A 23,696-nucleotide genomic window follows, 5' to 3' on the forward strand; every position below is an offset into this window, starting at 1 on the left:
GGGCAAACTTATGAAGCATCTTTTCAAGTCCACATTACTGGCGGGCGTGGTGTCGCTCGTTGCCGGCATGTCCTCTGCGCAGGACGAAGCGCTGCCGCAGACCCTGTTCACCAATGTCCATGTTTTTGACGGCGTGAACGAGGCGCGGATCGAAAACGCCAGCGTTCTGGTCGAAGGCAACCTGATCAAGGAAATTTCGACGGACGGGATCGAAGCGCCCAACGCAACCATGATTGACGGCGGCGGGCGCACGCTCATGCCGGGGATGCATGACCAGCACGTGCATTTGCTGGTGTTCAACCCGCTCAGTGACGGGTTGCGCCAGAACATCACGCCCTTCCATCTTGGTGGCGTTGCAACGATCCGGTCCGAGCGCATCCTGATGAACGGGTTCACGACGGTTCGTGACCTCGGCGGACCGGCAAAGTCCATCGCGCGGATCATCGATACCGGTATGTTCCCCGGCCCGAGGATCTATTCCTCGGAGGCCTTCATCACGCAGACATCGGGCCATGCCGATTTCCGCAAGCTGAACGACCGGCATCCAACCCTGTCGGGGCAAGGCCCATCGCATTGGGTCGACACGGACATGAGCTTCATCGCGGATGGCCCGGAGCAGATCCGCATGGCGGTGCGCGAGAACCTGCGGCGCGGGGCAACCCAGATCAAGGTCATGGTCAGCGGTGGGGTCACGTCCGAGTTCGACCCGCTGCATTCGCTTCAGTACCAGGCGGACGAGATCCAGATGGCGGTCAAGACCGCCGAGCAATGGGGCACTTACGTCACCTGCCACGTGTTCACCGAGCAGGCGATCCGCAACTGTATCGACAACGGTGCAAAGACCGTTGAGCACATCCCGTTCCTGACCAAGGAGGCCGCCGAGATCATGGTCGAAAAGCAGATCATGTTCGCGACGGCGGTAGCCCCGGTCTACTCGGTGACGACCGAACAGGCGGAAGCCTTCTACACGCCAGCCTCGTTCGCCAAATGGAAGAGTGTCCGTGACGCCGCCGCCAACATGATCGAGGTGATCCAGACGACACCGGGCATGATCGACCTCTACACTCTGGGCACCGATCTCATCAACAACTGGGACCAGACGCTTGAGCAGGACAAGAAGATGAACGACGAGTTCAAATACCTGCACGAGGCCAAGTTCAAACCCTTCGACATTCTGCGCATGGCCACATCGAACGGCGCCCGCATGAACCGGCTTACGGGCTTGAACAATCCGTATCAAGACGGCCCGCTCGGCGTGGTCGAGGAAGGCGCTTACGCGGATCTCCTGCTGGTCGATGGCAACCCGCTCGAAGACATCCTTCTTCTGGCCGATCCTGATCCCAACCTGAAGGTCATCATGAAGGACGGCGTGATCTACAAGAACACGCTGGACTGAGGAGAGCGCGGGGCGGTCTCCCTCGTCCGCCCCGCGTTTTTTTGCCCGACGCAATCATCCCGGAAGGACTGACCGTGAAACACCTCACTCTTGCCACTCTCATGGCCCTCTGCAGTTCGATGGCGGTTGCTCAGGAGTGCGACGTCGCGCTTCTCAACGGCCGCGTCATGGACCCGGAAACCAATCTTGATGCCGTGCGCAATGTCTGCGTGACCGGCGACAGGATCACCGCGATCACCGAAGATGCCTTGACGGGCAAGCGCGAGATCGACGTTTCCGGGCATGTAGTCGCGCCGGGATTCATCAACACCCATTCGCATTCCTTTGGCGGCTTCGATCAGAAGATGATGGCCCATGATGGCACGACGACGATCCTCGATACCGAGAGCGGCGTGGCGGATGCCGACCTGTTCTACGACAAGTACGAGGGCAATTCCTTTCTCAACTTCGGTTCCGGGATGGGGCACGAGGAGATCCGGCGTGTCGTGATGGATGGGGTTTCAGTCGAGCTGGCATCCGATCCGACCTACATCCTCAAGTCACGCGGTGCAGCCGAGGAAGAAGACGGACATGCCAGCTGGGCGCTGGATATTCCGACTGCGGATCAGCTCGTCGAAGTCATGACCATGTATGAAAAGGGTCTTCGCGCCGGGGCGATCACCGTCAACACGACGGTGGGATACATGGGATACAACACCTATCCGAAGGAGATTTTCGCGCTTCAGAAAATGGCGAAGAAGTATGACCGCTTCTTTGGCGCCCATACCCGTTTCGGTCCGACCGAGAGCCTGCCGCTCTACTATTCCCTGGGCGCAAACGAGGTGATCGCAAACGCCGTTGCGCTCGACGGGGCCCTGATCCTTTCCCACATCCAGAACCAGGGGTGGGAAGAAATCTACGAGCTTGCGCGCCGCCTGCAAATGCGCGGAATGACCATCTTCGCGGAATACTACCCGGCCATCACCGGCAATCCGAACATCGCGACACCGCAACTGCTGCCGGACAAGATCGAGGCGAACAATATCGTTCCGACCCGCGATATCTTCGATACCAGCACCGGCGAACTCTACGAGTCCGACGAGGAGTTCTTCCGGCAGCAGAAGGAGGATCCGAGCAAGCCGATTTTCATCACAGTCCGCCCCGAAGCAGACCTGGAGCGCTGGATCCACATGAAGGATATTGCGATCGCCAACGACATCGTCGGCTTCACCGTCGATGGCGAACCGCTGCCGATCGAGGCCGATTTCACGGAGTACGGGGGGCACCCGCGCAATGCCGGCACCTATGGCATCGTGTTCCGCGAGGCCCGTGAACAGGGCATCGCGCTGATGGAGATGGTGAACAACGCCTCCTACATTCCCGCGAAGTACTTTTCCAAGGTGGGCCTGAAGGCGATGCAGGAACGCGGCCGGATGCAGGAAGGCATGATCGCGGATATCACGATCTTCGACCCCGACACGATCACCGAAACATCATCGATGAAGAAGGGCATGAACGGCTCCTTCACCAAGGGAATCCCCTACGTTCTGGTGAGCGGGCAGGTCATTATCGACGACGGTGTCGCTAATATCGACCTGCGGCCCGGGCAGCCGATCCGTTACCCGGTCATCGAAGGGGGCGAGATCGATCTGGACCTCGGGGACAAGGAATTCACCTGGCACGCCGACATCGAAACGCCAGAGGATGAGCATTCCGAGTTCCCGCTCCGCCCTGCCGAGCTGGAACACTCCATTCCCGGAGCTCCGGGGCATTGAACCCACAAGAACGGTCAGGGCAGCCATGCTGTACTGACCACAACATCGAAGCAATTCCGGGTGGCAAGATGAACAGGATCCTTCTTTCGACAGCCCTTTGCGTCTCTGCGACAGTTGCAGCGGCGCAGGACACAAAAGACATGCGCACCTTCCTGTTTATCGGCGCATCCAACAGCGCCGCCTGGGAGATGCAGATCGCCAATCCCGGGGACCGCGCGGCCTCGGTGAAGGGTGGGATCGAGGCGCTCGGCGGCGAGCTTTTGAGCTACTATTGGGGGCTTGGGAACGGGAAGAACTACATCACCGTCGCCCTGCCGGACGACCCCACCTTCATCCAGGCCTTCTATGTCAGCCGTCTCGGTGACGGGTTGCTGGAGGATTACCAGATGATCGAGTTGATGAGCAGCGCCGACATGGCCGAAGCCCTCGCCCGTGTGCCGGAGATCAAGGCGCAGGACGATCTCAAGTAACCGGACTGCACACTCGGGACGATCCAGAAGGGAACATCAAATGAACTTCAGCCCTGTGTGTGTCGGCGAAGTCGTATTATGCAAATAGTTGCCATTGGCCTGCTGTCCGCCTTCTTTCTCTTCGCCAGTTCGATCAAGATCCTTGGCTGGCAGAAGCTCATCTTCGAAACGCAACTGGCGATGTTCGTCAAATACGGGCTGAACCGTCAGATCATGGCGCTTGTCGGTGGTGTCGAGCTTTTCGGGGCGGTGGCGATCTGGTTTCAAGGCAGCTTGCTCGGGCCGCTCGGGGCCGCTGCCCTTCTGGGCACGTCGCTTGGCGCAATCGGTTGTCATCTGATCTGGGACACTTGGAAAGACGGTGTGCCTGCCATGATCACGGCTACGCTTTCGGCCTTCGTCCTCTGGACGGGCCGGGATGTCGTACTGGCGATACTTGCATGAGCGGGCCGAAGAAGAATCAAGAGCAACAAGAGAGACCTCATATGGGACAGGCAAGGCTTCTCGGTACGGTCATCGTCGCTGGCTTCTGGTTATCAACCGGAGCCTTGGCGCAGGAAAGCCGGCCAACGTCCGCCCTGGAGGCCGCCGCAGCGGTCTCGCTCGGTGGCCCGGCATCCACGCAGGCCCAACTGGAACAAGACCGAGTGCGGCGGTTGCAGGACTCTCGCTGGCCGGGGCTGGATGCGGCATTGGACCCCTTGGAGGCATCGCGGCAACGCTTTGCCGAACGCACCGGCCTGAACCTCTCCTTCGACTACCAGGCCTATTACCAGTCCGCGACCGAGAGCCTGACCGATATCGACGAGGCCGCCTTGGGCCAGGCGCGCATTCTGGGCCAGTGGACGCTGCTCAATCGCGGCGGCGAAAATCCCGGGCAATTGGTCTTCACATTGGAGAACCGCCATCTGCTCGGCACGGACATCGCGCCAAGCGGGCTTGCCGGGGAAATCGGCTATGCGGGCGTCACCGCAACGACATTCAGTGACACCGACACGACCCTCTCCGTCGCCTACTGGTCCCAGACGCTCGCTGGCGGGAAGGCCGGTTTCGTGGCCGGCCGGATCGATCCGGGAGACTACTCGGACATCCTCGGCTACGTGAACCCACGCACGACTTTCTCCAATTTCTCGATCCTGTTCAGCCCGGTCCTGCCGATCCCCGATCCCGGCTTCGGCATTGCGGGGGGCGGTTTCCTGACCGACCAGATCTATGCCCTCGGTGTCCTGTCGGATGCAAACGGCTCGCTGACCGATGTCGAGTGGTTTCCCGGTGGCCCCGAGTTCTACAAATACGCCGAGATCGGATGGACGCCCGAACGCTCGAAGCGCTTTCTAACCAACGTTCACCTCGGGGTATTTCACGTCGATGAACGCACCGAGGCAGGCGTGCCGGAGAGCTACGGGGCGATCCTGTCTGCCAACCACACGATCAACGAGGAATTCATGATCTACGGACGCCTCGGCTGGTCGGAGGGTGAGGCGCCGATCGCCCGACGCGCAGCCAACGCTGGACTTCTATGGCGGCCGGGCCTCTATGACGACCTCTTTGGGTTTGGCGCGACCGTTGCGGACCCGGTAGATGAAACGCTCGACACCCAGACCACAATGGAGGCCTTCTATCGGTTGGACCTGTCGGACAATGTCGCCCTGACGGCGGACGTCCAGCACATGATCAACCCGGGCTTCAACGATCAGGACACGACCGTTTTCGGCTTGAGGCTGCGGATCAATCTTTGACCTGAGTAGCGGCGGATAGAATGCCGTCTGGTTGGGAGTGTCGTGCCTGCGCCGGAACGGCCCATGCAGCCATCGCGGCCAAGGAGGCGACCCCTTGGATGATTGGCATTGCGTCAGGCGAAAGTCTTGACGGCAGAACAACCGTCGAATTTGGCTTGTTGCTCTGCAATGTCAGCCATTCCAATGAAGCTGTCGGATGGGTCTTGTCAGAAGAACTTGTCTTGAGGCAGGCAGGACGGTTGCGTAGCTTTTGCCCATGACCAAACCTGCCTCTTTCAAGTACTTCAAAACCAGTCCCGAGGTCATCCGCCTTGCGGTGATGCTGTACATCCGTTTCCCGCTCTCGCTTCGAAATGTCGAAGATCTGTTGCACGAGCGAGGCATCGACGTGAGCCACGAAACCGTCCGATATTGGTGGAACAGGTTTGGTCCAATGTTTGCAGCTGAGATCCGACGGAAGCGTGTGCAGCAGCTGCGCGCGTTCTCGAAATGGAAGTGGCACGTGGACGAGGTTTTCGTAAAGGTGAATGGCAAGCGACATTATCTGTGGCGTGCAGTAGATCACGAAGGTGAAGTGCTGGAAGCAGTTGTCACCAAGCGCCGAAACAAGGCTGCAGCACTAAAATTCCTCAGGAAATTGATGAAACGGCACGGTTGCGCCAAGGAGGTCGTCACAGATCGCTTCGCTTCCTACAAGGCTGCGCTCAGAGAAATAGGCGCGTTCGAAAAACAACAGACGGGCAGGTGGCTCAACAACCGCGCCGAGAATTCACACCTGCCGTTTCGACGACGCGAACGCGCGATGCAGCGTTTCAGGCGCATGCGAAGTCTACAGAAATTCGCCTCCGTCCATTCCTCCGTCTACAATCACTTCAACCAGGAAAGATCGCTAGCCAGTCGAGACACCTTCAAGCTGACCCGCGCCGCCGCTCTTAGCGAGTGGCGTCAGCTTTGTTCCGGATAGGTTCGCGGTTTCCGCGGCAAACTGAGACTGGTTCGAATTCGTCTGACAGCACCATCATGGATGTGAGCCACCGCGGCGAAATCGTGCTGGACTCCTTTGGCGGGTCCGGCGCGACCTTGCTGGCCGCTGAGAAAACCGGACGCCGGGCGCGGCTTATTGAGTTCGACCCTGTTTACGTCGACGTCGCCATCCGTCGCTGGCAGGAGATGACCGGTGAGAGCGCCGTGCATGCCGTCACGGGGCAAACGTTCGATGCGCGTTCTGCGGCAACCGATGCCACCTCAGAGCTGGAGGCGGATCATGTCTGACGATACGAAAGAGTTTGAGGTGGGCTACGGTAAACCGCCCAAAGCGACCCAATTCAAGAAAGGCCGCTCTGGCAATCCGAAAGGGCGGCCGAAAGCGTCGAAGAATGTTGGGTCGATGCTTGAAGAGGTCTTCTTTCGGAAAATCCCGATCACCGAGAATGGATCACGCCGCGAGGTCACGATGCTGGAGGCAATCCTGCGCCAGCTGGTGAATGGGGCAGTTAAAGGCGAGATGCGTTCGATTGACCGGGTGCTCAAACTGTTGCCTGCGGTTCAGGAGGCGCGCGCCGCAGAGTTGGCGGGTGGCGAAGGTGTAACTGCGGCCGACCCCGGTTCAGACCTGGCCGCCCTAGAAGTGCTGGCGGACATGTTTGGCAGCGATCCGGATCAACTCTTTGCAAGCATTCAGGGAGGCATCGACGATGAATGCCCTGAATTCTGATGATCGCAAAAGGCTGGCAGAGGCTGCGATGCGTGAAAACCTCTACGCATTCCTTGCAGGCAGTTTTGGTATCTTGTGTCCGGGTGAGAGGCTTGCCCGGGCCCCTTACCTGGAGGCTATGTGTTATGCCCTTCAGCGCGTGGCCTCTGGTGAGTCCCAACGGTTGATGATCTCGATTGCCCCTCGCCATCTGAAATCGATCTGTGGATCTGTTTTGTTGCCAGCCTTTGAGCTTGGACGCGATCCGACAAAGAAAGTGGTTGTTGTCAGTTACGGCAAAGATCTGGCGCGCGAACATGCCGAACAGTTTCGACGGCTGGTGACCAGTCCGTTTTATCAGCGCCTGTTTCCGAAGATGAAGGTTGATCCCAAACACAACCGGTTCGAACATATGAAAACCACTAAAAGCGGCGGGCGCAAATCGGTCTCTCTTGGCGGTGGTATCACCGGCTTCGGTGCAAACCTCATTGTCATCGACGACCTGGGTAAACCCTCTGAAATGCGTCACGATACGTACCGGCAGGAGTTGCGTGACTTCTTCGACCAGACCCTGTTCTCGCGGCTGAACGACAAGCGCACCGATCGCATTGTCTCGATCCAGCAGCGACTGCACCCGGATGACTTCTCGGCCTACCTCTTGGAAAAGGACACATTTGACCATCTGTGCCTGCCGTCGATCGCGGAGATCCCGGAAGAGATCCCGCTCTACAACAACCGGGTGCTGAAGCGTCGGCCAGGGGACTTGCTGAACCCTGAAAGGGAACCGCAGGAGGTTCTTGATCGGATCAAGGCCGACATAGGCAATTTTGCCTTCCAGGCGCAGTATCAACAAAACCCCACGGACGGAGAAAACGAGTTTCTCTCATTGTCCGACTTACATCTGGTGGAATCCTTGCCGGACGAGAGCGTGTTTGTACGACGCGTTCAAAGCTGGGATACAGCGGCGAAGGATGGTCCGCGTTCTGACTTTACGGTTGGGCTGACCTTTGGGTGGCATGCTGATCGAGTTCTGGAGTGCACTGTACTCCGCGACAAGGTTTCGTCCGCTCTGGCGCACCTTAGGGAACTCGTAGCAAATGACACCGCGGTCTCTGATTTGATGGTTACCGTGCGCAATGCTCTGCGTCGCAAACCAGATGCGAATGTACTCTGCGAGCTATTGGCAGAAATCTCTGTGGAAATCTCAGAAGTAACACAGACAGATACAGAAAATTTGAGGGACAGTGACAATGAAATTGAGGGGCACAAAGAGGACTCTTTGAGTCCGAAAGTTAAGAAAGAAAAACTTTCTCAGATTCAGGTTTCTCCAGACCAAATGGAGCGCAGTTTTCCACGGCTATGCTCAGAGCTACGCTTTGCAAAAGATCAGCACCACTGTGATCGGCTTATGGATGATATCGCCCAGTATCTACGGCTTGGCCAAACCTGGTATGCAATGAAATCAACGTTTGGCCCAGCTATTCGCTTCATGGTTCTCGGGTACATCTTTCAGCGTGCTGAGAACATACAGTCTCCAGGGGCTTATCTGATTTCACTACTGGTCAAGATTGAAAAGGGAGAACTATCTCCAAGCGCAATGCTGACGCGGACCTCCAATGCTTCGTAGGTTTTTTGAAACAGGAAGAGATTTTCTGTCGTCAGCTTATCCTTCAATCCAATGTTTGGATTGAACGGTTCGGGAAGAAATGAGCTATAGGATTGACCTATATGGATCATAAAGTAATAAATAATGAGTTATAGACTGGATTCTTATACCTCACGATGTGGAACTGGCAGAGCCCTGATTGGCCGACATTTCGTTACGATGCCTCAAGACTCGAACCATACGAGCAACAGTTCCTGTTGTCCTCGGGGGAAGTTCTTGGAGCGGTTCATCATGTGAACACGTCGGATCGAGATCAATTGCGTATCGACCTGCTAAGCGAAGAAGCGATGAAAACCAGTGCGATCGAAGGTGAGATGCTGGATCGACTCAGCGTGCAGTCTTCCTTGCGTCGGCATCTTGGATTGGCGCTCGACAGCCATCCATCCAAACCGCGCGAGCAGGGTGTTTCTGAAATGATGGTGGATGTTTATTCCAACTATGCGGAACCATTGTCACACGACACCCTGTTTCGGTGGAATGACATGCTTCTGTCCCATGACAGGCATCTCGAAACGATTGGAGCATACCGGAGCTATGAGGATGCGATGCAAATCGTCTCAGGCAGGCTGGATCGTCCAACGGTGCATTTCGAAGCGCCACCTTCGCATCAGGTTCCGGCTGAAATGGACCAGTTCGTAACTTGGTTCAACCGGACCGCACCGGATGGTCCCGAACCATTGCGCGCACTAGTCCGGGCCGGATTGAGCCATCTGTATTTCGAAAGCATTCACCCATTTGAAGACGGCAATGGCCGGTTGGGCAGGGCGCTGGCTGAAAAGTCCCTGGCGCAAAACATTGGCCAGCCGAGCCTGATTGCTCTTGCTTTCACGATCGAGCGAGAGCGGAAGGCATATTATGATCAGCTTGAACGCCATCAAAAGACGCTGGATGTCACGCCATGGCTCACATGGTTTGCCGAGACTGTCCTGAGAGCGCAGCAGGTGACTCTTGAGCGGGTTGGGTTTTTCATATCCAAGACGCATTTCTACGACCGGCATCGTGATCAGTTCAATGCCCGTCAAAGCAAGGTCATCGCCCGGTTGTTCAAGGCTGGACCAGACGGTTTCAAAGGAGGGTTGAGCGCCGAGAACTATATCTCGATCACCGGAACGTCGCGCGCCACTGCGACGCGGGACCTGCAGGATCTGGTAGAGAAGGGTGCTCTGAACCGAACGGGTGAACTTCGGTACACACGCTATTGGCTAAAGTTGGACCGGGAAGGGTAGGGGGCTGAAGCACGGCACGAAGGGCGGGATCCGGCCATTCGCCGCCAGTGCGATGAGATGGTGCCAGGACAGTGAGAGCGGACGTTCAGAATGGCCTGAAACCGAGCATCTCGCCGCACGACCGCATGGCAACTCCGAGTCCAACTCGGACATAGCATAATCGTTTTGCGTGCGCTCGCGGCGCAGATTTCGCTGCAAGCCGATCTGGAAGAATGGCTGCACCACTACAACCAAGAGCACACTCATCAGGGCAAAATGTGTTGCAGAAGAATACCCTTCCAGACCATGATCGAGAGCAAAGAGATCAGGAAGCAAAAGATCCGGAACCAAACTTAATCTGGCATACACCACAGGAAAAACGGCCAACTGTCAGATCACATCGGAACCACTACATGTCAGTACATCAGCGACGCCGAGCAAACCCAGGGCTTTCCGATACGCCATTTCGCCATGCGTTCAACCCCTTGCAGCGTCGACAAATCCGCTCTCCGAACCCTTCGCTCCAGAATGGAGTTCTGCAACGAAGACACGGGCGTTCTTGCGGCACGTCATTGTGGGCGCGAGCCATGATCGTATCTGCTTCGTTGTCGGAGTCTTCCATCAGTTTTTAGCCTCGATTTCTGTTTTGGTTTATACAGCGACTGGAAAAGAAAGTTCCGAGCCCTAAGCCTTGAGATTGAAGGCGCTGCCTGGTTCAGACTGTCCGATGGGACGGCCTGCAATCCGAGGGGTTTTATTAGGACGAACCGGCATTCCTTCGTTCTCAGCAGCTTGGACAGCGAAAGTATACCGAGAACCGTTTCCGCATCCTCGCGGTAGGGCTCGTTGATCTGATGATATGTCGCCTGCCTCAGAGATGAGCGAGTCCGAGTAGAGGTGCCGAAGTTGAGTCTCTGAAACGCCATCCGCTTCCATAATCAATTGCACCATGGGATCGGCCAAAAGTTGGTCGAGCAAGAACTGCGACAACTGCTTTGAAGACAGTTTATCCTTTGCGCGGGCTCTCTCCAAATCAGTAAGAGAAACGGTCAAGGTACGCGCCAGACCGGGGTGAGATTTCCGTGGATGCAGACAGATTAGCACTGATGCTTTCCAGGCTTCTGGATCCGAATAATCTGGTGGTGCGGAAAGCTCAGTTTCTATGTCGTATTCGCCCGCCGGGAGTAATTCGTCAAAGCCAGGGAAAGTAAACGGCCTGGAAAAGACTGCGATTGTCTTGCTGATTATCTGGTTCATTTGGTTAATTCTCCTTTGCTGATACCGCTCGCTCGGAGATGCAGACAAGAACAAGCCACCCACTCCCGGCAGGGTATTATCAGTTTTGGGGTTTAGGCTTTGGTTTTTCGGGGACGGTGTCCTGCCCTTTCGACGTCACTTCTTTTTTTGACGCGTCCGCATCGTTTTCCTTCAGTGCGGCAGCCGCTCTGGTCGTCAGGTCTTTGAAAGACATCATTTTGATCCTTTGATTGTCCGCACCACCCACGAGCCCAGATGGGGTGTGAAAAGTGAATGCGGCTACATCCAATATAGGGATTGGGTGCCTCATTTACTACGTAAAGCCGTAGAATAAGACGGGTGGCTGAAGCAGAGCCGAGGCGGCGGCAACCCTGGCGCGCTACTTTCGCTTCGAATATGGGCGATCAGTGTTCGCTGCGGTGCAGTCAACCAATGCGCCATCACCATGGAAAACTTTTGCTACATCGGGTGCAGCCATGCCGCGCGAGAGCGCGCTATAGTTCAATTTCAGTTTCATCTCGCCACCAGCGCGAAGCAGGCAATTGGTGGTTTCAACAACGATATGATCACTGGTGGCTCCGACGAACGTGACGCCAGTAGGGAAAATTAGACCCGCCGCATCGGTGTCCTGGAGTCCAATGGCAAGGATCGACCGAGTATTCGAAGGACTGTCTAAAGTCACACACCGCATTGAAGGCATAGGATAAGTCATTTGCACGGGATTTGAATTTGCTTTGGTCTTCGTTTCGATCACTTCCGCCCAAAGCGTGAAAACATCTGTGTATAGCCCATCGATCGTGTACCCCGAAATGGGGTCAGTACCCAGCAGGATTGCCTCACCCAGACGCAGGTTGTTGATCTTTCCGGTCGCCTCCTTGCCAAGCGCCCATGGCAAACTGGCAGAGCCGCCGCCTGACACTGTTTCCAGAGCGGGTCCACTTGCAAGTTCGGTGTCGGCGGCAAGCGACGAAAGCAATTCCATTGCTCCTGCAGAGGGTGCCACATGACCCAGACAGGCAAAATTTGCGCCAATCCCCTTCAGAGAAATCCCTTCCATTCTAAGAATTTGAGACACAGTGCTTTCAAGGTGTTCAGGCAAGATGCCTTCCCGCATATCCCCCATTTCCACCATCAAGATAATATTGTGAGTCATGCTCTTTCCCAGCGCCTCGATGGCCAGGCTGGCGATAATGTCCATCTCAGTGTTGAAGCTGACATCGCAGTTTTCAAGGACTTGCGCGACCTGGCTCAGCATAGGCGTTCGGATCAAGGAGATGGAGCACGAGATCCCAGCATCGCGCATACGCATGATATTGCTGATCCGCGCGTCCGCCAGCCCTGTCGCGCCACCTTCAAGCATAGCATTCGCAATCTCAGGATGACCGCAAACGGCTTTTGTCACACCTGTCACCGTAATTCCGCGGGGTCTGAGGTGGTCGACCAGGAACCGTGTGTTGTAGCGAATTTTGTCCAGATCAACGTCGATACGCAGCTTGCTCATTCAATCGTCGTAGCACGTACGGGTTGCAAGCGCGGAAACGCAGATAGAACCATATTCACCAAGTTTTTTGGAGGACGGTTCAATGCGTCAGTGACCGGGAGATACAATTTGCGGTTATAGTCTGTGATGGCCTTTGAAATCTCAACATCATTCATTCCTTCATGGTTGATCGTCATGCCAATTACCTCTGTGTTCGCAAAAGCCTCGATCAGGGTGATTTCATCGCAAGGGTCGGGCATAGTCATGTTGGGGAAATCACATCGACGTTTTCGTTTAGGCGCGTGTTGAAGAATAACTGCATGTGGCTGACTGCCTCGCAGAATGAAGGCTGATGTGCAAAAGGCCGGATGGCTTAGCGCGCCCTGGCCCTCGATCACTATGACATCCGGGTGTTCATCTTCAGATGCTGCAACAACAGCGCGCTCAAGCTCGCCACAGCAAAATTGCGGCGGCACCGAATCCATCGCGACACCATACTTGCCGTCCTGCATCAATCCTGTCTGGCCGGTACCGACCAAAACTGTTTTGATCCCATGCGCGTTAAGGGCATTTGTCAGGATTGTCGCGGTTGTACGCTTTCCAATTGCACAATCGGTGCCGAACACCGCGATGCGGATCGCTTGGACGTCACCAACACTGCCATCTAACAGGCGCAGGTCGCGAATAGGCCGCGGCTTGCGAATGTCGCGTATCGTGACATCGTGAATTTTGGCAAATCCGGCGAGCTCCTTGTCATCGCTAAGAAATTCATGCAACCCACTGACGATGTTCATTCCGAGCGTTATCGCATCCACAACAACTTCGCGATCCTCAAGGGACATTCTGCCGCTGGCCGGCGCCATTGCGTAAATAAACGTGTCGGGGATCGTAGCTTCATTAGCGACGGCGGCATCAAGATCATCGAAGATGGGAACCTGATTTGCGACATTATCAAGCACTTTGCCACTGTCACAACCGCCATACGTGCTGTCGATCACCGAAAGAACGCGATAGGCCTGTGAATGTCGAACGAGACCATTAGCCGTCTTGCCATCGATCTTTGCGAAGCTTCCTTCGCAATACACGATTGCAGTCGGTGTATCTGTCACAAGTGTCTTGCGGTGAAGCTCTGGAAAAACTGCTTGTGCAGGTGGTAGCTTTTGCGCATCGCTGGCACTGAACTGCTTGGCATCCGACGCAATGGGTACGGGTTTCATATCTGTTCCTTTTTGGAGTGTGAAACACGCCGTCCTTGGTAAGAACGGGCACAAAATGTGAAGTTTGGAAAAGTGGGCTCTCTGACTGAAACCTCATTCGTTCAGAACACACAGCCCTTCTGATCGATGATAGTTTTTGTGGCATTGCCACCCATTGCCGGATCGGTCGATATGGGCATTTGCCGGTAGCTCGATTGCATTGCAGCGATCACCGGACGCCTCGTAGCCACGTTCGCATTTCCATCCAACTCCATGGATCGCGTCATCGTAGAAAGCATTTTCAGGCACAAAAACGGTATCGCACCTTCCGTCGCGCTCAAAATACCCACGCTCGCACGTCCAGGGACGCCCGCTGGTTGATGCGTTCAGAAAAGCGTTTTCCGGCACCGCTACTGCCACGCATGCTTCTCCGTTTTTTTCGTAGCCACGGTTGCAACGCCATGCAGATCCATAAGTGCTATTCGTCAGGTAAGCATTATCCGGCACGACAATTTTCTGGCAGCTATCGTCTACTCTTATGTACCCCCGCAGGCATCGCCACCTCTCACCTGATGGATCGAGATATCCACCCTCAGGCACAATCACTTCAGTGCATGAGGCGCCGCCAACTTCAACAAAGCCATGCATACATGCCCACCCTGAGCCATAGGTTCTGTTTGTGGGGTAGGCATTTCCCGGCACGACAATGGCCACGCATTCTTCGCCTTTCAACCGATAGGACAAATCGCATTCCCAACCGTCGCCATACTTTTTGGGATGCGCGTTATCCGGGATCGAGTTTGTTTCGGCCGATGCGGGATTTGATGAGATAAAGGAGCCCGCCAAACTGCTGAAGACGACAACAAACAACGCAGCCATTAAGTGAGCGCAAAACCGGTACTGATTTTTTCGATTTGCCCTGATGCAAACGGCGTTGTCCGAATGTTGAGTGATTGAGTTACGATCCATCCAGGTTCAGCCCCTCGATACAGGCCTGCGCCAGGTCTTTGTTAGGAGTTTGGGATCCCGGCACCGTTGCCCAGCCAGCCGCCATGACGGCATCCTTCTGCTTGAAAGAAGAAGCCTCTTTGATCGTCGTTATTTTTTCGGCGCGTTGGGCGTCAGTTCTCGCCATGTCGACGCAGACCGGAACCAACGCAGCGATTACGTTGTCGCGGGACATGGCGTTGGCCATCTTGTCCGCGCTACCGCCGGTCATCCATCCACCCCATGAAAATCCAACGACGCCTACGAAAACCCCGCCGATCAGAGCACCGTAGATTCCGGGTTTAAGCCATTCGGGCGTGTTCATAATCTATTCCTCCTGCGGGGAAAGCGCCGCATCGCTGTCATTGTTAGATGTGGCCAAGGTCTGGTCGTGCTTAAGCGCCAGTTCAAAATCTTCTGGGTCAATTGGGCGCATTTCCGTGCGGCCTGGCTTGCTGCCTTTGCCCTGAACTGTCAGGTAGGTTCCGGTTCTGCGATATGCTTCGAAACTCAGGCCCTGTAGTAGTTCTTCAACAACAACTACTTCATACTCGCCTGCAGGAAGTTCATCCGGGTAGCCGGACAAAGAGAACGGATTTGAAAACGTCACCAAAGAACTGGACGATCTCGTGCTCACCTTGGTCCTCCATATAGTTTGTTGGATCTTCCCCGCGCAGTCTGCCGCGGTACACGCTCGTAAGCGCTGCGGTAGTACTGGCGTTGTAATTTAGAATAATGTGCAAATGGCAGACGCGCGCTGATCGATGTTAGTCTGCGGCCAATGACCTGAGATTTTATTGGAATCTCAAATGCATTTGGTGCCCGAGGATCAGGTACTGCCAAAAATTGACTAACCTGCGTCAGTGCAACGATGTTTGGATTCCGGCAACATGATGTGTGTTGGCGGGATATTTGCTGGCGTGTTCTTAACGAGTAATTGAGAAGCGCAGGAAATCCAGTACCGCAATCGGACTATATTTATCTTGCGCTTCTTTTTCAGTGAAATCCCAAATCTGCCGAAGCGAATTCCGTCTCTAACAGGCAACGATCATCAAAATCCCGGCATCGCTGTAGGGGTGAACCTATTGCTTCAACAGTGGCCCGGCCTGATCCAGATAAGTGGGGTCAAAACCGGCCAACGTCACCAGTCCTTCATAATCATCAAATACCACTTGCCCGGATTGAAAAGTAACCAGCTCCTTCTCCCGCAGTTGCCGTAGGACACGATTAACATGTACGGCACTCAGTCCCAGTGCATCGGCAAGGTGGTATTGTGTCAGTGGGCAGGCGTATCCCGTCTTGCTTGCCATCCCGACCTGAGTCAGCCTCACACCAAGTTCCAATAGAAAATGCGCCATGCGCTCACCCGCATCTCGCCGTCCTATGTTGACCAGGTGCTCAACCACCATCGCTTCATCTCGAGAGACCGCCCAAAAAATTGCTGTCGCCAGCCGGGGCGTTTGCGCAAATGCGTCCAGGAGATCATCCACTACTACTTCAATGGCTTGGATTTCCATGATTGGTTCTATGCTGTGATCCGAGGTGTGCAGCAGAACGCTTCGCAAGCCCAGAAAGTCACCCGGTATTTGGAAATCGACGATCTGACGCGACCCGTCAGTCTGGGTTTTGTAGGAACAAACCCAGCCCGAGGCCAGAATGTAGGCAGCCTGCTCTGATTGCCCTTGATGCACAAGGTCACGTCCGGCTTCAAAGGTTCTGCGACGCTTGTGCAGGCGTGCCAATGCCGCAAGTTCAACCTCAGTAAGAGCGACGAAGTTTGAAAGCTTTCGGGTGAGTGGACTGTTTTTGATAGTGCGCAAGTGTTCTTCCTTCATCGATGAGCAGCCCGCGAAACTATCCGACGCCAAGACTGCTTTCGATCAGTTAAGTATACAGCAATCTATGCCAGTATGATGCAATTCATTGTGGCGCTTCCTTGCTTGGACGCCTGTTAAAAAAGGACGTCTACCATGGCTGACCGGCAAGACCACTCTGGAATGGCCGCACTCTCAATTTGTGAAGCGCTTTTGCTTGCAATCAAAGATCGTGAGCTCCTGCCCGAACATGAAATTGTGGGAGTTCTGCGTGACGCAGCTGCTGCCCACGAAACAGCGGTCGGCAATAACGATGAAAAGGATATGCACCAGGCCGTCGCCTTTCTCATTAACCGGATCATTGCTTCCGGCTATCGGGTTCGGCAGTAGCGTAAAGTCCCGTATCGGAAAAACAAGATTATGCTCGTCAAAAAAGCTTAACAGCAAGAAGACACAAAATTGGCGTCTCGTTTCTAATCAGTTCAAACACGAAGCAAAAACCAATGTTTCAATACTTGCCATATCCCGCGTCTTGCTCGTCCGACCGAGCCGCGGCGAAGGTACGGTTCCCGTTAACGCAAATACAACGGCTGCGAATGACCTGATTGGTGACACTTGCCGCGACGCAACAATAAGTATGCCGCGACCGCGAGCAAGTGCTGCTTTAGCGAAGGCTCCAGATCGAAAGACGGCAAAGTCAGCTTACCGTGAGTTCACCAAAGCCCATATTTCGCTTGCGCAGCGAACGGCAGGAACGCGGGCAGCAGCCGCAGCATCCGAGGGGTGCACTGGATGTCTCCTTTGGGCCGTTACGCAAAGTGCTTTGCACCGGCCACGCAAATCACGACGAAAACCGTTACCCCGATCATCAAAGGCGCGATTGGTTCCGCTAGTAAGGCCGCTGCAAGGATCAAGCCAAAAAACGGCTGAAGCAGTTGTAGCTGCCCAACACCTGCTGTGCTCCCGCGAGCCAGACCGCGATACCAAAACACAAAACCAACCAGCATCGAAAAAATGGAGACGTATCCCAAGCTGAGCCAGACAGGCATGCTCAAATCAGCAATTGTGTCAGGCCATGTGAAGATTGCGAGAATGGCCATGAATGGTGATGACAAGACAAGCGCCCAGGAAATCACCTGCCAGCCACCCAATCGACGCGAGAGCAGCGCCCCTTCGGCGTAACCCAATCCGCAGGCGAGGATGGCCGCCAGCATTAACAGGTCTCCGATCAGGGACACTTCCGAACTTTGCGTGAGGGCAAAACCAACGACGGCCGCACTCCCCAAGACGGAAAACACCCAGAACATTCCGGCCGGTCGTTCGCCGCCGCGCAACGCGCCAAATGCGGCGGTGCTCAAGGGCAAAAGCCCGATGAAGACGATCGAATGCGCAGCCGTGACGTGCTGAAGGGCTAAGGCTGTTAGCAGAGGAAAGCCGATCACGACGCCCAAGGCCACCGTTATGAGGGATCCAAGATCCGACCGCGACGGTTTCAGCTCTTTGAATAAGACCAGCAAACACAGTGCCAGAGCTGTCGCCAGCACGGCACGAGCTGAGGTCAGAAAAAGGGGGTCAAATCCACTTACGGCCACTCGTGTCGCGGGCAAGGACCCACTGAAGATCAGCACACCGATCAATCCACTGCCCCAACCCGAAAATGAAGACGTCATCGCCACACAATCCTTTTTGGATCTTGTAGTGGAAGCGCTGTGGTAAATGCAGATACAGAACAGTACAATTCGTTCGAACTGTATTTATAGATGAACCCAAACAGATTGATAGTACCATGGCCAAAGCGACCCGTCGCACCCTCGTGATAGACTATATCACACGCAGGATACGGTCTCGTACATATAGCGCAGGCACCAAGCTGCCGTCTGTCCGGTTGCTCGCACGTAGATTGGGTGTCTCGCCCTCGACCGTTGTTGAGGCCTACGACATCTTGGCCGCTGAGGGCGTTATCTTTGCCCGACGTGGTTCTGGTTTCTTTGTTTCAGACCGCGTTCAGCCCTTTGTCGTGTCGCAAACCGGGCCACAGCTTGAGCGAGAGATTGATCCACTTTGGGTCGCTCGGCAATCCATTGATGCAGAAGACAGCATGGAGAAGCCCGGATGCGGGTGGATGCCTTCAGACTGGATGCCACTGGAGTCACTGCGTCGGGCCATGCGTAATGTGGCACGGGGCAACAGCAATGTGTTGACCGATTACAGCAATGCAAAGGGGCATGCGGGCCTGCGCCAACACGTGGCACGCATGTTGGGCGATCAAAATATAGACGTCGACCCAAACACCGTTTTGCTTACAAATTCTGGGTCACAAGCGCTGGATTTGATCTGCAGATTGCTGCTCAAGCCGGGTGATACAGTTCTGGTGGACGATCCGTGCTATTTCAATTTTCAAGCCCTCTTGCGTGCGCATCAGGTCGCACTTGTTAGTGTGCCCTACACGCCCAATGGTCCCGATCTCACGATATTCGAAAGCATTCTACGCAAAGAGCGTCCCCGGCTCTATCTGACCAATTCGGCATTGCACAATCCAACTGGCGCGACGCTCTCAGCAGCGACCGCGCATCGCGTGTTATCTCTGGCCGAGACCCATGATCTGCTTATCGTGGAAGACGCTATCTTTGCTGAGTTCGAGCCGGACCTGTCTCCGCGTCTAGCCGCGTTGGATGGGCTGGACCGTGTTCTTACGATTGGCAGCTTCTCCAAGACGCTTTCGGCGTCGCTACGATGCGGATACATAGCTGCCAGGCCTAGCTGGATTGCCGCCCTGACCGACCTTCAGGTCGCAATCAGCTTTGGTGGGCCGAGCCCGATGGTATCAGAATTGCTGCACGCAGCCCTCACCGATGGGAGCTACCGCAAACATATGGACACTCTGAGGGCCAAACTGGATCGCGCCCGCGCGCGTTCTATCGATGAGTTGGGCACCCTAAACATCAAGCCCTTCGTGTATCCCAAGGGCGGATTTTACCTATGGTGTGAGCTGCCAGACGGAAGGGATTCGGCCATGCTGGCACGGGAAGCTCTCAAACAAGGCGTTGTGCTTGCCCCGGGAAATGTCTTCAGTCCGACCCGGTCCAAGAACTCGTTTATGCGCTTCAACGTGAGCCAGATGACGGGAGTGACGCATAAAAGGCTGCTTCGTGAGCTGATGAGTGCGGCCGAGCCACAATGACCGCTTTGCGGAAGCCGCATTGCAGCGTTGTTTGATGAAGCAAATGTCGGCATTGGGTCGATGGCTGGGTCGTGGCAAGCGGGGCAGGGGCTTATTCCGCTTCTGCTCCGAGGTAAGCATTGAGCCCACTTCAACCGATGCTGCGCGTTGCTCGAACGTCAGCTTTGCGCTGAGCATTCTAGGTGCGTTGTCAGGCTCATAGATTAGTTCCAGAAACTGGTTCTAATGGTTCTAATGGTTCTAATGGTTCTAATGGTTCTAATGGTTCTAATGGTTCTCACCCGTTGGAATCCCAGTACTAGCTGCCACTACGATAGCGTTGTAGTGTCTGCGGATAGTTCGGCGGAAAACTCCAGACAGCTTCGCCCGGAGCGCGCACAAGCCCGCGCGCTTCAGGATCTCGGTCTGTAAGTAGAGAAATGAACAGGTCGCTGCTGGCCCATGGCGAAGATCGGAAATACCAATGCCCGTTTCCTGTATCGGCCGCTTCGGCCTTGGTCACGTCAATGATATGTAGGGTTTTCATCTCAGACAGTCGGCGCTGGAACAGAGACCCATTTATTGCTTCATCGGAAACCTGACCCAAACGGTCGCGGCCGAAGACCAACCGTGACATCGCCAGCGCTGAATCGGTCTGCGATTGATAGAGTGTCACATCTGTAACGGCATCCAGAAGGCCGTCTTCTATTGATTGCAAAAAGTAGCTTCGATCAAGATCGCTGCTGATCAGGATCAGCCGTCCCAGCCGCGGCTTTGGCCCAGGCCGCAGAGCAATCTGATAGGCGGCTTCAAATGCGAGCCTCGAGCCTGCGCTGTATCCTATGAGATGAATTCGTCGGGCGTTAGTGTTTTCCGACAGGTATTCGATAAGAGACCGCAAATTGCGGCGCGTCGCCAATGCAGATTCCTGATCCCGGAAATACGCCAGGCGATTGGGTGTAGCGGGCCAGTTGTAGCTGATGAAAGCGCCCTGATAGCCCAGAAAGTGCTGCAACTCTTTGGAAACAAGGGTCGAGTAATCAAAATCGACATTGTAGCCATGGACATAGATGAAAATGTCCTTGTTGCGAGAGGCTGCAAGGTGATCGTCAACCCGTTGGGCAAACCGAAGACCGGCTGTCTTCATCTCCTGTTGTGAAGGTGGATCGTTCATGTAGTGCGTGACGCTGAACGGCATGACACCAATCTCTTGTACGTCGGATACGCTGAGCGTGTATTCCTTAGCGCGGTCGCGCGTCATAGTAACGTGGCGAAGCTTTTCCAGCGTCGCCAGTGGGGGGGTGCTTTGCACATCGGCAACGCCGGTGCGCAGAATGTGACCGCGCTCATTATTATAATAGGCTTGTGGGTCGCCAGGAACCGCAGGCAGCCGATCTGTGGCGTAGAATAGCTGCGAACGCTGAACGAAATTGTCTGCCGTGATGTCCGTGTAAGGGTCAAAAGCAGCCTCGGCATAGACCGTTGGGGAGGGCATCAGTTCAATTTCGTCGTAGACATTTGGCCCGCAGGCAGCGAGGACACAGAACGAACACACGGTTGCCGCAGGCAAAGCCCTGGTAGTCAGTTGCCTCGTCGTTCCTTTCCTCAATTGCCTTTGTCCGTCTGTTCGCATCCGGCTACAATTGCCTGTCCCAAGCCTGTCGGTACCGCTGCTCGCGCCTTGACGCAACTTCGCTACTTCAAACCTGTTTGTGTTAGGCATAGCCGCTTTTCGCATGGTGCCCTTACTCAGAAGCTGTAGTTCACACCCAACACGGGTCCGGATTGTGAGAGCTTGAACCTGCTGTCACCTTCACCTTTGTCGACCATGATGTAGCGATAACCTGCGCGCAAATTCCACTTTGGAGTGATGGCATAACCCACCGTAGCTACAAATTGCGCCGTTTCGCGATTTGAGCGAAATCCGCCGTAGTCAGCCAGGGCAATTGCTGACCAGCGGTCATTGATCTGATACCGGAGGCGAGCTGCAATCAGGGGGTCGATCCAATCGTCACTTGTTCTTGCACTTGGTGCCGGGCTGGGGCCACCGACCAGAGTGATTGTGCTGCTGGTATCAAACCAACGAAACCCACCCCCGAGATCGACGTCCAGAGCTTGGTCCTGATAGACCGTGTACGCCGCATACCCGCTGAAGAACTGTGTCTTCAGGATGGTTTCTGCGCCGCTGAACACCGGGCCAGGGGTGTCGCCTTTAAATGTCAGATCTGTGCGCATGTAGTCTGCGATCAGTGACCATCGACCGTGTCGCGCCTCAACCGTGCCCATAAAGGCGAGGTCTAGATTATCAAGTGCGTCGCTGAAGCTCAGTTCCGACTCTAAGGGGCCAATAGTTGTCTCGGTATCTGCGCCATAGATGTAGAAGCTGCCGTAAAAGCTCCAGCCAGAGTCCTGAGCCACTGCTGGAGATCCGTAGAGCAGCGTAGTCGGCGCAACTAGAAAGCTGCACACGATACTCCTTACCTGTGTGAATTCCACGATCTGCTCCCCTTTTTTGATCCCAAGATTGAAGCGCGGCAAAAAGGTGAGCCGCGTCGTATTCCTGTTACGTTTCACAATCGCATTCGACCGGGTCGAGTATCGGAACAGATGCCTTAAGGCTATTCATTTCACGGGTTCGAAAATCTGAGGGTGTCTGACCCGTCCATTTCTTGAAGGCCCGTGTCATGGCCGTCGCGTCAGAATACCCCAACTGAGCCGCGATATCGCCCATTGAGATTTCAGACTTTGAAAGCAGGCGCTTCGCCCGGTCACATTTAGCTTCGATAACGATGCGAGACAGTGATGTCCCATAGGCAGCAAGCCGTCTGTTGAGAACCGCGCCTCGAAAACCGCATGCCTTGGCGAGCGTCGTAACCGACAACTCCGTGCGCCCGACCATTGAGTAGGCAACGCTTTGGATCGAACTCAGCAAATCTGTAGGCACTGGGTTTTTTTCGTCCTGAGTGGTCGACACGTACTCGGTTGAGGTTCGGTTAACCAGTTCAAATAAAAGCCAAGCACTTGGGAAGCGGATGGAATACCCGTCTGAGCCCGCACCTATCGCCCGGATACCGTAGAAGTAAGACGGGAGAAGATCAGGACGGTTCACACGCACAAGAACCTTATTTGCTTCCCAACGCTGACCTGCAGTTTCGTGCAGCAACGTAGCCCATCGGCTGATCTGAAACGCATCCATATAGGCGGGCGAACAGCATGGCGTGAATCTGCGTTTGGCGGACAGCACGGCGAACTCGCCAGAGACATCAAGTGTCATGGTGACCGCATTTGTGTTGTTTCCCGCATGAACGCAGAACCTGGCAATGAAATCAGCCAGCGATTTTGCGACGCGAAAGGCCTGTCCGAATGGGGATGCAATCGTCGGATCTGAAGTTTGACCAACAAGTGCTGGAAAGTCTGGGGATGTCTTTTGTGCGACGGCTTCAAACACGGCATAGACAGTGTCGTGCGGAATGAAACAACTCGGAGCGCTCAACTCCGAGAAGGATAGATCGAATTCCGCAAGGAGACTTTCTACAGATTGACCGGATTCTTGAAACGCAAGCAAAAGCGGGACGATGACCCGCCCGCGTGTAAGCGGTGGTGTTCTGTGTCGAGCATGCGCGTCCTGCCCTGTCATCATAACTCCCTTAAGACACCGCAATTGAAAGGCCGGGCACGTCAAGCATAGACCAGCGCGGCTCTGTGTCCCTGACCTGCGTCAAAGCCGAAGACACTTTTTTGAATGAAAAAGTCAGGTGCCCGCTCGCAGAGGCTCAATGGAATTAAACCACGCCAACTGCAGAGAGCAGTCTAGCAAACTGGCACCACTGCATGAACGATAGGCCCGCCGCCGGGTCAATTTTAATAGAGAGCCTCTAG

24 protein-coding genes and 1 pseudogene are annotated in these 23,696 nt (G+C 55.1%); 13 read left to right on the forward strand and 12 right to left on the reverse strand.

Annotated features, from left to right (window positions below; translation table 11 throughout):
- Positions 1-10 precede the first annotated feature (10 nt).
- The 10 genes from ACR0AY_RS07630 to ACR0AY_RS07675 all read left to right on the forward strand — a co-directional run bounded on the left by ACR0AY_RS07630 (position 11) and on the right by ACR0AY_RS07675 (position 9,944).
- A complete protein-coding gene (locus ACR0AY_RS07630) occupies positions 11-1,396 on the forward strand; it encodes a metal-dependent hydrolase family protein (protein WP_480453923.1) in 1,386 nt (461 codons plus the stop codon).
- 41 nt (positions 1,397-1,437) lie between these two features.
- The gene (locus ACR0AY_RS07635; protein WP_171177363.1) at positions 1,438-3,150 is read left to right on the forward strand and encodes an amidohydrolase family protein; all 1,713 of its coding nucleotides are present in this window, start codon (positions 1,438-1,440) and stop codon (positions 3,148-3,150) included.
- A 140-nt stretch (positions 3,151-3,290) separates the two neighbouring features.
- A complete protein-coding gene (locus tag ACR0AY_RS07640) occupies positions 3,291-3,620 on the forward strand; it encodes a hypothetical protein (protein WP_170357382.1) in 330 nt (109 codons plus the stop codon).
- 78 nt (positions 3,621-3,698) lie between these two features.
- Positions 3,699-4,064: a DoxX family protein gene (locus tag ACR0AY_RS07645; RefSeq protein ID WP_170342826.1), complete on the forward strand. Its 366-nt coding sequence runs from the start codon at positions 3,699-3,701 to the stop codon at positions 4,062-4,064.
- Positions 4,061-5,359, forward strand: coding sequence for a carbohydrate porin (locus ACR0AY_RS07650; protein WP_170364430.1), 1,299 nt, complete (start codon positions 4,061-4,063; stop codon positions 5,357-5,359). Before ACR0AY_RS07645 ends, ACR0AY_RS07650 begins: the two co-directional genes overlap by 4 nt.
- A 256-nt stretch (positions 5,360-5,615) precedes the next feature.
- Positions 5,616-6,323 (forward strand): IS6 family transposase, encoded by a 708-nt coding sequence (locus ACR0AY_RS07655; protein WP_010442732.1) that lies wholly within the window; start codon positions 5,616-5,618, stop codon positions 6,321-6,323.
- 56 nt (positions 6,324-6,379) lie between these two features.
- Positions 6,380-6,631 carry a DNA methyltransferase gene (locus ACR0AY_RS07660; protein WP_480453925.1) on the forward strand — a complete coding sequence of 84 codons (252 nt, stop codon included), beginning with the start codon at positions 6,380-6,382 and terminating at the stop codon, positions 6,629-6,631.
- On the forward strand, positions 6,624-7,073 hold the full coding sequence (locus ACR0AY_RS07665) for a DUF5681 domain-containing protein (protein ID WP_480453927.1): 450 nt from the start codon (positions 6,624-6,626) through the stop codon (positions 7,071-7,073). The genes ACR0AY_RS07660 and ACR0AY_RS07665 overlap by 8 nt, the downstream gene beginning before the upstream one ends.
- The gene (locus tag ACR0AY_RS07670; protein ID WP_480453929.1) at positions 7,054-8,679 is read left to right on the forward strand and encodes a hypothetical protein; all 1,626 of its coding nucleotides are present in this window, start codon (positions 7,054-7,056) and stop codon (positions 8,677-8,679) included. Before ACR0AY_RS07665 ends, ACR0AY_RS07670 begins: the two co-directional genes overlap by 20 nt.
- A 155-nt stretch (positions 8,680-8,834) precedes the next feature.
- The gene (locus ACR0AY_RS07675; protein ID WP_170511155.1) at positions 8,835-9,944 is read left to right on the forward strand and encodes a Fic family protein; all 1,110 of its coding nucleotides are present in this window, start codon (positions 8,835-8,837) and stop codon (positions 9,942-9,944) included.
- Here the strand turns inward: ACR0AY_RS07675 and ACR0AY_RS07680 are convergent.
- Positions 9,921-10,190: a hypothetical protein gene (locus ACR0AY_RS07680; protein WP_480453999.1), complete on the reverse strand. Its 270-nt coding sequence runs from the start codon at positions 10,188-10,190 to the stop codon at positions 9,921-9,923. The genes ACR0AY_RS07675 and ACR0AY_RS07680 overlap by 24 nt on opposite strands.
- Here ACR0AY_RS07680 and ACR0AY_RS07685 point away from each other — a divergent pair.
- Positions 10,134-10,280: pseudogene (locus tag ACR0AY_RS07685) on the forward strand (IS481 family transposase); the annotation flags it as partial. The gene ACR0AY_RS07680 and the pseudogene ACR0AY_RS07685 overlap by 57 nt on opposite strands.
- Positions 10,281-10,607: 327 nt before the next feature.
- Here the strand turns inward: ACR0AY_RS07685 and ACR0AY_RS07690 are convergent.
- The 7 genes from ACR0AY_RS07690 to ACR0AY_RS07720 form a co-directional block, all read right to left on the reverse strand.
- A complete protein-coding gene (locus tag ACR0AY_RS07690; RefSeq protein ID WP_170511153.1) occupies positions 10,608-11,180 on the reverse strand; it encodes a hypothetical protein in 573 nt (190 codons plus the stop codon).
- Between the two features lie 379 nt (positions 11,181-11,559).
- Entirely contained in the window at positions 11,560-12,681 is a 1,122-nt protein-coding gene (locus ACR0AY_RS07695) for an alanine/ornithine racemase family PLP-dependent enzyme (protein ID WP_170511152.1), read from the reverse strand.
- Positions 12,678-13,877 carry a DUF1611 domain-containing protein gene (locus ACR0AY_RS07700; protein ID WP_170511150.1) on the reverse strand — a complete coding sequence of 400 codons (1,200 nt, stop codon included), beginning with the start codon at positions 13,875-13,877 and terminating at the stop codon, positions 12,678-12,680. Before ACR0AY_RS07700 ends, ACR0AY_RS07695 begins: the two co-directional genes overlap by 4 nt.
- Positions 13,878-13,970: 93 nt before the next feature.
- Entirely contained in the window at positions 13,971-14,825 is an 855-nt protein-coding gene (locus ACR0AY_RS07705) for a hypothetical protein (protein WP_170511148.1), read from the reverse strand.
- Positions 14,815-15,168 (reverse strand): hypothetical protein, encoded by a 354-nt coding sequence (locus tag ACR0AY_RS07710; RefSeq protein WP_170329075.1) that lies wholly within the window; start codon positions 15,166-15,168, stop codon positions 14,815-14,817. The genes ACR0AY_RS07705 and ACR0AY_RS07710 overlap by 11 nt, the downstream gene beginning before the upstream one ends.
- Before the next feature lie 3 nt (positions 15,169-15,171).
- Positions 15,172-15,480, reverse strand: coding sequence for a hypothetical protein (locus ACR0AY_RS07715; RefSeq protein WP_170511146.1), 309 nt, complete (start codon positions 15,478-15,480; stop codon positions 15,172-15,174).
- A gap of 445 nt (positions 15,481-15,925) precedes the next feature.
- Positions 15,926-16,678 carry a Crp/Fnr family transcriptional regulator gene (locus ACR0AY_RS07720; protein WP_170511144.1) on the reverse strand — a complete coding sequence of 251 codons (753 nt, stop codon included), beginning with the start codon at positions 16,676-16,678 and terminating at the stop codon, positions 15,926-15,928.
- A gap of 135 nt (positions 16,679-16,813) precedes the next feature.
- Here ACR0AY_RS07720 and ACR0AY_RS07725 point away from each other — a divergent pair, with 135 nt between their 5' ends.
- Positions 16,814-17,047 carry a hypothetical protein gene (locus tag ACR0AY_RS07725; RefSeq protein ID WP_170336649.1) on the forward strand — a complete coding sequence of 78 codons (234 nt, stop codon included), beginning with the start codon at positions 16,814-16,816 and terminating at the stop codon, positions 17,045-17,047.
- 419 nt (positions 17,048-17,466) lie between these two features.
- Here ACR0AY_RS07725 and ACR0AY_RS07730 read toward each other — a convergent pair whose 3' ends face one another.
- Positions 17,467-18,327: a DMT family transporter gene (locus ACR0AY_RS07730; RefSeq protein ID WP_170511142.1), complete on the reverse strand. Its 861-nt coding sequence runs from the start codon at positions 18,325-18,327 to the stop codon at positions 17,467-17,469.
- A gap of 116 nt (positions 18,328-18,443) precedes the next feature.
- Here ACR0AY_RS07730 and ACR0AY_RS07735 point away from each other — a divergent pair, with 116 nt between their 5' ends.
- Positions 18,444-19,838 (forward strand): aminotransferase-like domain-containing protein, encoded by a 1,395-nt coding sequence (locus ACR0AY_RS07735; RefSeq protein ID WP_170511140.1) that lies wholly within the window; start codon positions 18,444-18,446, stop codon positions 19,836-19,838.
- Between the two features lie 298 nt (positions 19,839-20,136).
- On the opposite strand, the gene ACR0AY_RS07740 is transcribed toward ACR0AY_RS07735, so the two are convergent.
- The 3 genes from ACR0AY_RS07740 to ACR0AY_RS07750 form a co-directional block, all read right to left on the reverse strand.
- Positions 20,137-21,312: an alpha/beta hydrolase gene (locus ACR0AY_RS07740; RefSeq protein WP_170511138.1), complete on the reverse strand. Its 1,176-nt coding sequence runs from the start codon at positions 21,310-21,312 to the stop codon at positions 20,137-20,139.
- A gap of 254 nt (positions 21,313-21,566) precedes the next feature.
- The gene (locus tag ACR0AY_RS07745) at positions 21,567-22,313 is read right to left on the reverse strand and encodes an outer membrane protein (protein ID WP_480453932.1); all 747 of its coding nucleotides are present in this window, start codon (positions 22,311-22,313) and stop codon (positions 21,567-21,569) included.
- Between the two features lie 67 nt (positions 22,314-22,380).
- Positions 22,381-23,457, reverse strand: a complete 1,077-nt coding sequence (locus ACR0AY_RS07750) for an AraC family transcriptional regulator (protein ID WP_480453934.1) — start codon at positions 23,455-23,457, stop codon at positions 22,381-22,383.
- Positions 23,458-23,696: the final 239 nt, after the last annotated feature.

Source organism: Ruegeria sp. A5, from assembly GCF_056543005.1.